Origin of the sequence: Slackia equolifaciens (assembly GCF_003725995.1) — a bacterium.
GTDB lineage: Bacteria > Actinomycetota > Coriobacteriia > Coriobacteriales > Eggerthellaceae > Slackia > Slackia equolifaciens.
The window spans coordinates 458,368-472,832 of the sequence record NZ_QIBX01000001.1 but is presented as its reverse complement, the minus strand read 5'-3'; the positions used below and the strand labels follow the sequence as shown (position 1 = coordinate 472,832).

The following is a 14,465-nucleotide window of genomic DNA, read 5'->3' as shown; positions in this document are numbered from 1 at the left end:
CGAGGCGAAGAGGGCAGCGTGATGGTGTAGAATGCAGGCGATCCTGGGCGATGTCCCGTTCGCTCGGGCGGGCCTGCGGCCCGCGCCTCCCGAACGGGATCTTGACACCAACAATCGGCACACTACCCAACAGATGCCCGAAAGGGGGCCTTTTCTTGCGGTTTTGCCAAGAGAGGGGTCGAAAAAAACAACGCGGAGGATTACATACTTAGGAAAACTGGCAGTTTTGAGATTTTGCACGCAAAAATGGATTACATACTTCGTATTACTGCCAACCTCTGAAATCCTAGCGGCAGACTCCGCTGGAAGCATGGCGGGTTCGTGGAATCGGCCCGCTTGGCGTGCCGCGACGTCGTGAATCGTGCGAAAGTGGATGAGGTTTTGGAAAGGCAGGGCGTCATGGCCACCATCATCGACTATCTAGAGCATGAATTCGCGACCTTCGAAGAGGTTCCGTTCAATCCTGTTGACTCACTGATTCTTTCCGAGTTCTGCATGGTGCGCATGGAAGGGGTTTTGGAGCCAAGCGAAACGGGAGTGCGGTCGGGTGTGTTTGGTCGCATTTCGGAGCGTTTCTTTCCAGCGAAACATGCCCAGTTCCGCGATGCGCTTCGAGCCGAGTTCTATGATGATATGTTTACCGGGCTGGTACCGTCGAAGGTAAAAGAGCTTGCCTTGGCGCTTGCCGCCAGCCCTCGGTTTCGCGATGTAGTTGTCACCCGTTATGCGAGCGTGTTCGATGGCGATGGCCCCGTACAGTTCGCTGCGTACTCGTTCACGTACAAGGACTTGTTTACGTACGTGGGATTTCGCGGGACCGACACGTCGTTTGCCGGCTGGCGTGAGGATTTCGACATGGCATACATGCAGTCGGTTCCCGCGCAGGAATATGCGGCGCGCTATTTGGAGGACGTGGCTCCCTATGTGCCGGGAGCCCTGATTGTGGGCGGGCATTCCAAGGGCGGCAATTTGGCGATTTATGCGGCGGCGAACGCATCGGACAAGGTTCTTTCACGTATCGAGCGAGTCTACTGTCATGATGGCCCCGGCTTTCGGCGCGACGTGTTTTCGAAAGAGCAGGTGGAGCGCACGGCGCCGCTGGTGCACAAAACCGTGCCACAGGATTCCGTGGTGGGCATGCTTATGGAAACGCGTGCGGCGTACCGCGTGGTTCACAGCGATGCGAAGGGCATCATGCAGCATGATCCTTTCTCGTGGCAGGTGGATGGGCGCGATTTCGTGTACGATGCGTGCCTCTCCGACGGAGCGCTGTTTATGGATCGCGTGTTCGACGAATGGCTTTCGCGCTATAGCGACAACGAACTGCGCGTGATCGTGGATGCATTGTTTGAGGTGTTTGAGGCGTCGGGTACCACCAATTTGTCTGAGCTGTTTAGCGGCGGGGCTAAAATGGTGGGCGGCCTGATGGATGCGGCGCGCACGGCAAGCGGCAAGACGCGAGGCGTGCTTACTGGAGCGGCGGCTACGCTGTCTGAAGTGGTGTTCAAGAATGTGGGCGGCGATTTAAGCCAGATTTTCCGTCGCGGCGTGTCGGGGGTCTTGCGCCCTCGAGCGGAGGAGTAGTGGCGAGCGAAGGGTGGTACCAGCGTTCGTTCGCCTCTTGTGTCCTCGAGCGGAGGAATAAGCGAGGCTGCCGCGATATCGATGCCGGTCTGCTGGTTTGCGGGCACGGCGGAGGAATGGCGCGTTTCAGCCAAGCGTTTTGTGAGAGAATGGCTTCCGCTTGTAGCGGGATGGAGGGACGATTCGTGAAAATGATTGTCGGCCTGGGTAATCCGGGTGACGAATACGCGCACACGCGGCACAATGCGGGCTTTGACACGGTAGATTTGATTGCCGAGGAATACCGAGCGAACTATTGGAAGTCCGAGTGCGGCGCGCTTACCGCCAAGGTGAAAATCGACGGCGAGGAAGTGCTGCTTGCCAAGCCGCAGAGCTACATGAACACCTCGGGCGGTCCGGTCAAGCAGTTGTGCGCGGCGTATAAACTTACGCCGAACGATATCGTGGTGATTCATGACGAGCTGGACATCGATCCCGGTACGATTCGCGTGAAATTCGGCGGCGGTTTAGCGGGGCATAATGGACTCAAGTCTATCGCCGATAAGCTGCAGACCAAGGATTGGGCGCGCGTGCGTGTTGGCATCGGTCGTCCGCCGGGACGTATGCCGGTGGTTGATTGGGTGCTGAGCGTGCCTAAGAAAGAGGCGTGGGATGATTTCGTCCAAGGTGCGCAACGCGCCGCCGAGGCAGCGCCGTTCCTTTTGAAAAACGGCCTGGAGAAGACGCAGCAGAAGTTCAACTAGACAATCGCCGGCATCGCTGCCGGCGATTTCGCTGTCTGGGTAGGCGTCTTCTCGGCCTGAGCGGCTTCAGTGTGTAGTCTGGCGTTTGCTTGCTCCTGTCCGCCGGGCTTGCCGTAACCGACCACCGTGCGTACCGGGAATCGCGGCCAATGACATCCGCCGTGGTTGCGCTTTGGCGGGGCGAGGCGAGTGGTTGAGGGGCCTCTCTTGCGTGTTTTGCTGGCCGCTCCGCACTTTCGCGGGGTGCGTTCTCCACTATAATGTCCTAGGATTATCTAAAACGAGGGCGGCGAAAGGCGGGAGGCATGCTGAGCGATTTGGTCGTGTGCTACCTGTTTTTGGGCGGCGCCGGCGGGGGAGCCTGCTTGGTGCTCGCCGTTATGGGGCTTCTGTCGCCGCGCGATGAGATTGCTGCGCGCGTGGTCGCTGCAAGTGGTCGCGCTGCAGTCGCGGCGCCGCTTTACGTCAACCGTCGCGAGGCGGCGGTGCAGCCGCGCACGATGTGGCTGCTCAAGCCTCCCTCATCGTATCGTCGTCTTTTTGTTGCGGGACATACGGTCTCTCTTGCGGCGCTCGCGCTCGGCGTGGCATGTCTCATAGTCGATTTGGCGCGCGCCGATCGGGTGGCCCTCGTGTTTCTCAGTCCCACTCCTACATTCATTACGTTGGGCGTATGGTTTCTGACGGCAGCATTGGCGCTCACCTGCTTGATCCTTGTGCTCTGGATAAGCTTTGCGCGTGTGCGCGTGGCGGCTCTTCGCATTGTTCAGGCAACGCTCGCCGCCGCATCGTTGGGCGTGATTCTATACACGGGGCTTCTGTTGCAGGGAATAGATGCGGTTCCCCTATGGGCAACGCCATGGTTGCCCGTTTTGTTCGCGCTTTCGTCGCTATCGTGCGGAATGGCGCTCGTCTTAATCGCAGCGTGCGCGAACGGCACGGTGCGCATCTTCCACAGCGTTATGCGGCGCATGGTTATTGTGGATGTGGCGGTGATTGTTTTGGAGGCTATCGCCTGCGCTCTGCTGGTGGGGGCGGCCTTGCAGGGCAATTCCCCTCTGAGCGCGATAGACGGTAGCGTTGTGGCGGACAGCCCCACGCAGTATGCGGCTCTTGTCTCGGCGGGCGCGCTTCTTGGCGGTCAGGCCGCTTGGGTATTTTGGCTGGGGTTCGTTGGCGTGGGGCTTGTGGTTCCCATTGCTCTAGAGTGCATTGTGGTGGCAGGCAGGCGTCGCGTGCCCGTTCCGGCTTTGATGTGCGTGCCCGCGTGCTGTGTGTTGGTTGGCGGGCTCGTGATGAGATACTGCATCGTTGCGGCGGGCGTTCATCCTATGGTGGCGTCGATCGGCAATATGCTGTGAATATGAGAGAGATGGTCTATGTCGGAATTTCCTTTTGAAGTTGACCAGACGAGCGATGTGCCCCCGTGGGTGCAGCTTGCCCAGCGCATCGCGTATCTTATCAACACGGGATATTTCAAGCCGGGTGACAGGCTGCCCACAGTGCGCGCGCTTGCGGCTGACATCTCCCTCAATTTCAACACGGTGAATAAGGCGTACTTGAGCCTTTCGAACGACGGGTATCTCGAGTCGTCGCGTGGGCGTGGCGTGTTCGTGCGCGATCTGGATGCCGACGTAAGCCAGGAGTACACCCAAGAGGTTGACCAGATGATGGACGATCTTATTTCGGGCTGTCGTGATTTGGGGTTATCCCTGGACGATATACAGCAGCGCATGAGCCGCAAGATTAAGCAGCTCAAGCGCGAAGAAGGCGGTACTGCAACCGGAAGGCGGAACTAACATGGCAAGACGACGCGAGAACGGATCTTGGCCGGCGGAGCCTTCGGGCGGAGTGGCGGGCATTCGCGAGCGGACGGCGGTTCGGCCCGACGCACGCACCGAGTTCGCAGACGGCGAGCGCGCTTCAAACTCGGGGGTATGGCTGTTTTCTGCCGCCGTGTTTACGGTGACGTTCATCGTCGTGATGGGTGCAGCGTATGTGCTTACCGGATCGGTGGGGCTAGGTGCGGTGGTTGCCGCCGCGGTGCTTGCGACGTTGGCAACCATGGCGGTCCATATCGCTCAGCAATGGGAGAAGGTCATCGTGCTGCGGTTTGGCAAATTCAACCGCGTAAGCGGGCCGGGGCTCTTCTGGACGATTCCCTTTATCGAGCAGAACACCATGCGCGTTGACGGCCGCATGCGCGTGACCACATTTGGCGCGGAAGAAACGTTGACCGCCGACCTTGTGCCGCTCAACGTGAATGCTGTGCTGTTTTGGATGGTGTGGGATGCTAAGGCGGCATGTCTCGAGGTGGGCGATTTCACGCGCGCGGTGGAACTTGCCGCACAAACCGCGCTGCGCGATGCCATAGGCCGCGCGGGTGCCGCCGAGGTTGCCATTCGTCGCGAGCAACTGGATCGCGAACTCAAGCGCGTGCTCGAGGAAAAAGCCGATCAGTGGGGCATTAGCATTCTCTCGGTGGAGGTGCGCGATATTTTGGTGCCCAAAGAGCTGCAGGACGTAATGTCGCTCGAGGCGCAGGCCGAACAGCGCAAGAAGGCCCGTATTATCCTGACCGAAGCCGAGCAGGACATTTGCCAGGCCTATGACGAAATGGGCGAGGTGTACGGCAAAAACGACGGGGCCATGCGTCTGCGCGCGATGCATCTGTTGTACGAAAGCGTGCGTGAAACGGGCGGCACCGTGGTGGTGCCTTCGAGTTTCAGCGAGGGCTTTGGCGATGTGCTGGGCGATGGCGGCAAAGACGCCGCCGCTAAGGCGTTGCGCGATTTGGCAACGGGAAAGTAGCGCTTGCGTGTCTCCCATTATCTCAAAAAAGAATAATCCTAGGATAAATAGTCCTAGGACAAATATTGATTATCCTAGGATATCTTTGTATAGTGCGAGCTAGAAGAATTTGGCCAATTCTGAAGGAGTATTGGGGGGATACCCAGGAGTTGAGCTAACCGTGTCTGCGCATGCTGTCCTATGAGGAAGCGTCTCGGTGGCGAGTCCATTTGCGAGGGCGGAATCCAGAAGGGCAGGTTCGTTGAGGGCGGATGCCGGAAAGGGCATGTCCAAGGAATCGCGCAGGCAATACGGCCGACGGGCCGCAGGGGAACCAATTTAGAGGGGTATCCTGACTATCTTCGAAGGGGGAGAAATGTCAGGAGCTACAAGCCCGCATGCCGGGATGACGCGCAGGAACTTTCTCAAAACCGCAGGCGTGGCGGCGGGTGCATTGGGCCTCGCCGGCGCCGCAAGCATGACCACCACCAACAACTGGCTGGCGCCTGCCGAAGCTCATGCCGAGGCGGAAGACCAAGTGATTTATACCTTCCACCAGACGAACTGCGGCAATAGATGCTCGCTAAAATGTACGGTGCGTGATGGTCGCATGGCAAACATCGAAAGCAATACATGGGAAGAGGACCAGTATTCGATTTGCTGTCTCAAGGGTCTGAGCGAGATTCAACGCATCTACAGTCCCGATCGCATCCAAACGCCCCTCAAGCGTGTGGGGGAGCGCGGAGAGGGAAAATTCGAGTCCATTTCCTGGGAAGAGGCATTCGACACCGTTGCCCAGAAGCTTCAAGAAAGCGTGGATAAATACGGCGGTTCGTCTATTCTGTTCCCTTATTCAAGCGGCTTGGTGTACGAAATGCCGCTTTTGCGCAAGCTATTAGGTGCTCAAGCCATTTGTGAAAGCGGCATAGACATGGCACAGGGCAACGGTCTTGACCAGACGACTGGTGATGCCACAATGGGTAAGGGACCTTATGAAGTGACCGACTGGGTAAACACCAAAACGCTTATCATGGTTGGCGTCAACCTGCTGGAAAGCGGCATGACCGATGCTCGTTTTATGTTTGATGCGCAAGAAGCGGGATGCAACGTTACCGTAGTTGACCCCATTTTCACCTCCACTGCTTCTAAGGCAGATACGTGGGTACCTATCGAACCCGGCACCGATGCCGCGCTTTACCTTGGCATGGTGAGCGCCATCCTCGATAACGAATGGTATGACGAAGAGTACATTAAGGCACATACGTCTTGCCCGTTTTTGGTGAGCACGGCTGATGGCTCCATGCTCAAAGAAACGTCTACTGCCGAAGATGGCACCGAGACCGCAACGCATTATGTGTGGGATGGTTCGCGCGCTCGTCTCATGGACGAGGTGGCTGACCCTATTTTAGAGGGCACATTCGAAGTGGACGGCGTGGAGTGCACGACGGTTTTCTCTCTGTTGAAAGAGAATCAGAAAAACTATACGACAGCCTGGGCATCCGAGGTGACCACCATCCCCGAAGACCAAATTATTGAGCTTGCTCGTAAATATGCGCAGGAAACTCCTTCGTTTCTTCTGATTGGCTACGGTGGAAATGACAAATATTCGAATGCCGATATCGCAGGACATGCTATGTCGCTGCTGCCCTCTTTGACGGGAAACATCGGCAAGCCTGGCTGCGGAGCTGGTGTGCGTGGTAATCATTATGGTTGCCACTCTCTTACGGCGAAGCTTGGCGCCTGGGCCCTACCTGCTGAGTTTGTGGAGACCCCTCTTGAGATGCAGACGCCTCTCATGCGCACGAATCCAAGTAGCGTGCATACGGTGTTCAATTTGGGCAACACCTTTGTCCAACATTTGGGTAATTACAACACCACCAAGGAATGGCTCAAGACGCTTGATTTTATTGTCACTAGCGATATTTACTACTGCGATAGCGTGGCATGGTCGGATATCGTCTTGCCGGTATGCACGGGCTTTGAGACACGTGACGAGTGTGGCATGATTCAGGTGTCGAAGAATCATATCTTGTTGCAAATGAAAGTGCTCGATCCACTGTTTGAGAGCAAAACTGACTTTGAAATTGAGCATGAGTTATGTGGGCGACTTGGGTTCGGCGAGTATATGCCGGAAAGCACGGTTGACTACGTAAAGGCGCAGCTAACCACAGACGACCAGGCCTTCAAAAACGTTACGTATGAGAAGCTCAAGGAAAATAACAGCATCATGCGTCTTGACTATCCCGATGGTCCTTACGTTGGGCATACCGATCAGGTGTATAAAACTAAGTCGGGGAGACTGGAGATTTATCACGAAGGTATGCTTGGGTACAATCAAGAGCTCCCCAATTACGAATCCCCTATCGAGGCTTATGCGGACAACCCTCTCAAAGAGAAGTATCCGTTGCAGTTCGTGCAGGCTCGTCGCCGTTACCGCGTGCACACGCAATGGTGGAATTCAGAATGGGTCAATCAAATTGTTCCATATCCTACGCTGGAGATTAATCCCACAGACGCCGAAGCACGCGGTCTTCAGAGTGGCGATACGGTACGTATCTTTAACGACCGTGGCGAATTCAGCGTAACTTGTCTTATCAACAACGCGGCACGTCCCGGGCAGGTGTATATGTGCGAAGGAACGTGGTGCCGCGATACGGGCGGGGCGAGCTATCAAGATGTTACTAACGACACTCTTATCGAGCGCGGTAAGGTGCTTCCGTACGGTGCGAACATTCCCATGTACGACACGCTCGTTCAAGTTGAAAAGGCGTAAGGAGAGCGGACATGACTCGATATGGAATAGCAATTGACCTGCATCGATGCACGGGGTGTCATACATGTACGATTGCATGCAAGATCCAAAACAACATCCCCATGGGACTTCTTTGGAACCGCGTGATTACCGAGGGGTCTGACATGGTTGATGGTGCGGTGGGCGAATATCCTAACCTCACACGTAGGTATGTTCCTGTCGCATGCCAGCACTGCGAAAACCCTGCCTGTATGCGAGTGTGCCCCACGGGAGCAACGTACAAAGACGACAAGGGTCGCGTAGAAATCGATTACGACAAGTGCATCGGCTGTCGCATGTGCATGGCGGCCTGTCCTTATAACGCTCGCGTGTTCAATTGGAATGAGCCGCATCGCGAGCCCGACTTCGACTATGGGGACAAGACGGTGCCTGTGCGTTCTAAGGGTGTGGCCGAGAAGTGTACGTTGTGCAAAGAGCGCACCGACCGTGGTGAGGAGCCGAGGTGTGTTGTGGCCTGTATGGGTCGCGCCCGTACCTTCGGCGACCTGGACGATCCCAATTCTGAGATCTCCAAGCTCATTGCCGAGCGCCATGCCTATGTGCTGCTCGAGGAGCAGGGCACCAAGCCGCAAGTCCATTACTTCGAATAAGGAGGAGGTGCAACTATGACTTCTGGCAAGACGAAAATCGCGTACGCCGTATTGGGCATTCTGACCGTTGCCGGCATCGCTGCCTGGATCTATCAGCTTATGGGCGGCTTGGGCGTGACCGGTATGAACAACGGCACGTCGTGGGGCCTCTACATCGGATGCTTCATGTTCTTCGTGGGCCTTTCCGCTGGCGGCCTGATTGTGGCCTCTTCGGCGAGCGTGTTCCACGTGGCCGAGTATAAGAAGGTGGCGCTTCCCGCCGTCATTCTGTCCACGGCATGCATCTGCGTTGCTGGTATTTTCGTCCTGGTTGACCTGGGCGGTATCCAGCGTGTGTGGCGCATCATCACCGGATTCAATCCCACCTCGCCTCTGTGCTGGGATATCTGCGTGATCTGCCTGTATCTGGTCATCAACATCATCTACCTGGTGTTCATGACCTCCAACAAGGACGACGCTGACCGCAAGGTTGCCATCGTGAGCCGTTTCGCTCTGCCTGTGGCAATTCTGGTTCACAGCGTGACCGCATGGATTTTCGGCCTGCAGCTTTCTCGCGAGGGCTGGTATTCCGCCATCATGGCTCCGCTGTTCGTCGTCTCCGCCATGGATTCCGGTCTCGCTCTGCTGATGCTGGTCTTGGGCGGCCTCAACAAGTCCGGCTGGTTCAAGACCGAGAAGAAGCTCATGTCCAGCCTTGCCGGCCTGCTTGCCACCTGCGTGGCAATCGACGCCTTCCTGGTGGGCTGCGAGGTTCTGACCATGGCGTATCCCGGTGCTGCCGGCGCCGAGACGCTCGCCGTTATGACTTCGGGCGTGACCGCTCCGTTCTTCTGGGCTGAGATCGCGCTTGGGCTTCTGATTCCGTTCTGCATTCTCGTGTTCGCGCGTAACCGTGAGAACATGGGCCTTGTGATGCTTGCCAGCGCATGCATCGTGATCGGCGTGTTCTGCAAGCGCATCTGGCTGCTGTTCACTTCGTTCTTTATGCCCAATGTGTATGGTGCCCCTGGCATCATCAGCGGATCGAGCGCTTCTGCGCATGCGACCGGTATGGATGTGTGGGCGGTTGTAGGCACCTATGCTCCCACGTGGGTCGAAATCGTCATCGTGATCGGCGTGATTTCGCTTGGCGCGCTGGCGTTCATGGTCATGTGCCAGAAACTGCTGCCCGCGGCCAAGAAGGAGCAGTCCTCTGACGCCCCTGCCGCCGAAGGCGCCGCCGCTTAGTAACAAGGGATCGCCTTCTGAGGCGCCGTCTGGCACGGTGGAGCAACCGGCCGTTTAGGATGGCGCCTCAAGCGCTGCGATTGCCGTTGCTCGACGGCGGCAAACGCCATGATGCGGCGCGTTCGCAACCGCCTCTTCTTTCGGGGCCGTACGTTCTCCCTCCCTAGCGTGCGGCCCCTCGTGTTTTCATCGTGTGACGGAGGTATTTCCATGACGAAAGAGCTCATTCCCTGGCAAACGCTCTCCGAGGCGTACGCATTTTTGGGCAACTCCTTGCTGGCTCCCATGAGCAAGACGTCCGCCGTGGGGCTTGATCCTGCGTTTTGGCGGGCGTTTCCTGATTTCGACGACGCCGGTGTTTCGGACGCAATTTCAGGCTGCGTGCGTTATGCCGAGGGCGCTGTTGCTCGGGCGGAAGAGGGCGGCAATATCGTGCAGGATGCTTCCGTCGAGTACACCAAGCTGTTCATCGGTCCTCCTTCGCCTTCGGCAGCTCCTTGGGAAACTATGTATCGGTCGGATACTAATATAGGATTCGGCGAGGCGACCTTCCAAATGAAGGCGCTCTTGAAGGCCGCTGGCCTTGAAGTCAAAAACGAGAATCATCAGTATGAAGACCACATGGGAATCGAGCTGCTGTACCTGTCGGAGCTGTGCCACCGCCGCGCGGCGCAGGAGATGGATGCCGCCGATGATGCCGAGGCGGAGCCAGGCGTAGGCATTGGCGCCACGGGGGAACCGACGGGAAGCGCAGAGGCTGCAGAGCCGACCGATTCCGTCGCTAAGGTTTCCTCGATTGACCCTGCGAGCGATGCCTCCGTGTTCACGTTCATCGAGACGCACCCTCTAAGTTGGGTCGACGCCTTTCGCGCTCGCATTGCCGAGGAGTTCCCGGAGGGATATTTCGTTGGCCTAGCAGGGCTGATTGCCGCAATACTGCGTTTCCACGTGAGATTGATCGCGCGGTAGCGGCGTGACGGTGGTTCGAGACGCCACATTGTAAAAAGAAGCCGATATGCTGCAGTTTTTTGAGACTTTGCAAAGTAGCCCGGTTCTATTGCTCGCATATCCCCAGTTCACAGGGTTGGCGAAAAATGGCTACTTTTGAAACCCACTCAAAACTGCAGCATATCGGCGTTTGTTTCATATTGCGTTTAGCCAAGCGGCATTTCGCAAGGGAAATGCCGCCTTGCGGGCATTCGCTCTTCCCAAAAGTGAAGCGCTTTGCGCAATACGACGCACCTCGTGCATAACGCGCGGTAAGTGTGCGAAAATAGCCTGCGAAAGACACTATGTAAGGCAGGCACGTTATTATGGCAGCGCAATTCAGGATCGCGCCGGCTGACCCGGCGCTCGTTTCGCTTATTCAGCAAGAGTTCGGACTCGCGCATTTCGTCGCGCGCACCATGGTGGCCCACGGAGTGAAAAGCGTCGAGGAGGCTCGTACGTTCCTCACGCCCGACCTTGAGCGCGATTGGCGTAACCCCTATGAAATCCCCCAGATGAAAGAAGCGGCCGACCGCATCGAGCGGGCTATTCGCGATGGTGAGCGCGTGCTGGTGTTCGGCGACTTCGACCTGGACGGCATCTCGGCTACCACGGTGCTCACGCGTGGCCTGCGCGAGCTTGGCTGCGATGCCGTGCCGTTCATCCCCAAGCGTTTTGACGAAGGCTATGGTCTCACGCCTGCGGCCATTGAGCGCGCATGCGCGAGCGAGCCCAGTCTGATTGTTACTGTGGACTGCGGCATCTCATGCAAAGAGGAAGCGCTCCTTGTGGCGCAAGCGGGCATCGACCTGGTGGTGACCGACCACCATGAGCCAGGCGGCATGGTGCCCGAGGGCGTGCCAGTGGCCGACCCCAAATGCGACCCGTCGTGCGAGAGCTCGATTCTTGCCGGCGTAGGCGTGGCGCTTAAGATGGTGCAAGTGCTGGGCGGTCGCATGGGGCATCCCCATCTGTGGCGCGAATACACCGATTTCGCGACTCTTGGCACGGTTGCCGACCTCATGCCGCTCGTGGGCGAAAATCGTGCGCTTGTGGCCGATGGTATCGCGCGCATGAACGCCAATCCTCGCCCGTGCATCGCCGCCCTTGTGGGCGTGTGCAATGCTGCGGGTAAGCCGCTTTCTTCGACCAACCTGAGCTTCTCGCTCATTCCACGCCTCAACGCGGCGGGTCGCATGGGCAACGCCGATCTGGCGCTCGAGCTTTTGATGACCGATGATTTCGAAGAGGCGCAGCAAAAGGCGGCCGAGCTCGACTGCGTGAACAGCGAGCGCCGCGCTATCGAGGCCGAGCTCGCCGAAGCCGCCAAGGCAAAGGCTGCCGCATCGTATTCCGGCGAGCGCGCATTGGTGGTGGCGGGCGAGGGCTGGCACGAGGGCGTAAAGGGCATCGTGGCATCGCGCCTGGTCAACGCTTATGGCGTTCCCGCTCTGCTCTTCACCATCGACGGCGATGAGGCTCGTGGGTCGGGTCGAAGCGTTGGCAGCGTGAACCTGTTCAAGGCAGTGGAATCCACCTCTGACATTCTTACGCGCTTTGGCGGGCACGAGGCCGCTGTGGGCGTGACGCTCCCCGTGGACAAGCTGCCTGAATTCACTGAACGACTGTGCGCCTATATGGACGAGCTTCCCGAAGGCAGCTTTCACCCGCTCATAGAGGTGGATGCCGTAATCGATCTCGATGAGCTCACGCTTCCTGCCGTGGAAAGCCTTGACCGCCTGGCGCCGTTCGGCCAAGAAAACCCCACGCCGCGCTATCTGGCTCACAATGTTCGTCTGACCAACTGCCGTGCGGTGGGCGCGAACAAGAACCATCTTTCGTGCTCGCTCACTGACGGCGTGGCCTCGGTGGACGGCATCATGTTCCACTGCGACGGAATCAGCTCGCTCATGACGTGCGGCTGTGTGGTGGACGCGGCTTTTCAGGCTCAGGTGGACGAATGGCGCGGCCGCCGTTCCGTCAAATGCATGCTCGACGCCATCGAGCCGGCGAGCGCATGTCCCGCGCTGCGCGCATGCCTGCCCGACGACGAGATCGACTTCGTGAGTGAGCTCTACGACATCGATCGCGACCTCGAGGAGTCGGGCGATGATCCGTGCGGCTGCGGCCAGGCCGATTGTCGCGCAAAGTGGCAGACGCTTCTGAGCGAGGACCCTCAGGAATTCACGCGTCGTCTCATCGCGGCGTTTATCGGCGACGCCCCGCTCCACGACTCGCAGCGCCGCGCGCTCGACGCCCTTGCGCAAGGGCGCAGCACGCTTGCGGTTATGGGTACGGGCCGTGGCAAGTCGCTCATCTTTCAGGTTCATGCCGCACGCGTCGCGCTCACGCAGGGCAAGGCGAGCGTATTCGTGTACCCCCTGCGTGCGCTTCTTGCTGACCAGCGGTTTCATCTCGCATCGGCGTTCGAAGGCCTGGGGCTTTCTGTGGCTGCGCTTTCGGGTGAGACCCCTCTGCCTGAACGGCGTCGCGTGTATGCCGGCCTTGCCGAAGGCAGCGTGGATGTGGTGCTGACCACCCCCGAGTACCTGGCGTTTCATGCGGATGAGATCGCCGCGTGCCAGCGCGTGGGCTTTTTCGTGGTGGATGAGGCGCATCACGTTCTGCAGTCGGGCGCCGGCCGCCGCACTGCCTACCTGAATCTGGGCGGCGTGGTGTCCAAACTCGGCAACCCCACGGTGCTCGCCGTGACCGCCACCGCTCCGGCCGAGGTCGAAGAGGCGGTATGCCAGACGCTGGGCATCGAAGAGGTGGTGCGTGACGACCACGCGCGTTTCAACCTGGGGCTCGATGATCGCCGTAGCATGCGCGATAAAGACAGCTATGTGGCGGGCATCATCGCCACGGGCGAGAAAACCGTGGTGTACGTGAACTCGCGTTTGGGCACGGTGGATGTGGCTCGCACGCTTCGCACTATGGTGCCGCAGGTGGCAATGCAGATCGGCTTCTACAATGCCGGCCTTTCGCGCGAGGAGCGCGAACGCGTGGAGCGCCTGTTCCGCGAGGGCGTGTTGCGCGTGCTGGTGTGCACGTCGGCGTTCGGCGAAGGGGTGGACATCCCCGATATCCGCCACGTGGTGCTCTACGGCATGCCGTTTTCCGAAATCGAATTCAACCAGATTAGCGGGCGCGCCGGTCGCAACGGCCAGGAGGCGTGCATCCATGTGCTCTTCGGCAAGCGCGACGTCATGCAAAACGAGGGCATTCTTGCGGGAAGCGCCCCCGAGCATGACGCCATGGCGTGCATCTACCGTGAGCTCAAGCGTCTCCAGCGCGATGCGGAGGCGCAGGTTGCTGCCGGTGCGCTGGCGCATGGCGGCCAACCGTCGGGTCCGGGCGCAGCCTTGGTACACGAGGGCGAGGTTTTCTTTACAATATCCGATGAGGATCTGGCGGACGCCTGCATGGCGCGTCGGCCTCGTTTCGTCATAGACGCCCAGGCGTGTTGCTGCGGCATCTCGGTGTTCGAAGAGCTGGGCCTGGTGCGTACGTACGATTCGTGCGGTTGCGCGTCGCATGCGCGCGCGGTGCACGTATGCATGGGCGCGAGCAAGGTGGAATTGACCGACAGCGTGCTGTATCGCGAGGGAATGGGTGACATGGAGGAATTCGCTCGCTTTAGGGAGTGGGCCATGCGCAGCCCTGCCGAGGTGCTGCGCGGGCGCATCGTGCGCCCCATGCTGTCGGATGAGTCGCAAAGGGGAGAGTAGC

Annotated in this window: 10 protein-coding genes; all 10 read left to right on the top strand. The window is 58.6% G+C overall.

The annotated features are described in order from the left end of the window. Positions 1 to 399: 399 nt before the first annotated feature. The 10 genes from DMP06_RS01875 (at position 400) to recJ (ending at position 14,464) form a co-directional block, all read left to right on the top strand. A complete protein-coding gene (locus DMP06_RS01875) occupies positions 400 to 1,584 on the top strand; it encodes an Mbeg1-like protein (RefSeq protein WP_123208060.1) in 1,185 nt (394 codons plus the stop codon). A gap of 185 nt (positions 1,585 to 1,769) precedes the next feature. Continuing rightward, entirely contained in the window at positions 1,770 to 2,327 is a 558-nt protein-coding gene (pth, locus tag DMP06_RS01870; RefSeq protein ID WP_123208059.1) for an aminoacyl-tRNA hydrolase, read from the top strand. 305 nt (positions 2,328 to 2,632) lie between these two features. Then, the gene (nrfD, locus tag DMP06_RS01865) at positions 2,633 to 3,688 is read left to right on the top strand and encodes an NrfD/PsrC family molybdoenzyme membrane anchor subunit (protein ID WP_123208031.1); all 1,056 of its coding nucleotides are present in this window, start codon (positions 2,633 to 2,635) and stop codon (positions 3,686 to 3,688) included. 18 nt (positions 3,689 to 3,706) lie between these two features. After that, positions 3,707 to 4,126, top strand: coding sequence for a GntR family transcriptional regulator (locus DMP06_RS01860; protein ID WP_123208030.1), 420 nt, complete (start codon positions 3,707 to 3,709; stop codon positions 4,124 to 4,126). A gap of 1 nt (position 4,127) precedes the next feature. After that, a complete protein-coding gene (locus DMP06_RS01855) occupies positions 4,128 to 5,138 on the top strand; it encodes a slipin family protein (protein ID WP_123208029.1) in 1,011 nt (336 codons plus the stop codon). 355 nt (positions 5,139 to 5,493) lie between these two features. Beyond that, positions 5,494 to 7,890 carry a molybdopterin-dependent oxidoreductase gene (locus DMP06_RS01850; RefSeq protein ID WP_123208028.1) on the top strand — a complete coding sequence of 799 codons (2,397 nt, stop codon included), beginning with the start codon at positions 5,494 to 5,496 and terminating at the stop codon, positions 7,888 to 7,890. Positions 7,891 to 7,901: 11 nt separating this feature from the next. Then, complete coding sequence (gene dsrO, locus DMP06_RS01845; protein WP_123208027.1) at positions 7,902 to 8,519, top strand: sulfate reduction electron transfer complex DsrMKJOP subunit DsrO; 618 nt, start codon at positions 7,902 to 7,904, stop codon at positions 8,517 to 8,519. Positions 8,520 to 8,534: 15 nt separating this feature from the next. After that, the gene (gene nrfD / locus DMP06_RS01840) at positions 8,535 to 9,746 is read left to right on the top strand and encodes an NrfD/PsrC family molybdoenzyme membrane anchor subunit (protein WP_123208026.1); all 1,212 of its coding nucleotides are present in this window, start codon (positions 8,535 to 8,537) and stop codon (positions 9,744 to 9,746) included. Positions 9,747 to 9,956: 210 nt separating this feature from the next. Beyond that, positions 9,957 to 10,715, top strand: a complete 759-nt coding sequence (locus tag DMP06_RS11665; protein WP_245962322.1) for a TorD/DmsD family molecular chaperone — start codon at positions 9,957 to 9,959, stop codon at positions 10,713 to 10,715. Positions 10,716 to 11,059: 344 nt separating this feature from the next. Then, the gene (gene recJ, locus DMP06_RS01830; RefSeq protein WP_123208025.1) at positions 11,060 to 14,464 is read left to right on the top strand and encodes a single-stranded-DNA-specific exonuclease RecJ; all 3,405 of its coding nucleotides are present in this window, start codon (positions 11,060 to 11,062) and stop codon (positions 14,462 to 14,464) included. Position 14,465: the final 1 nt, after the last annotated feature.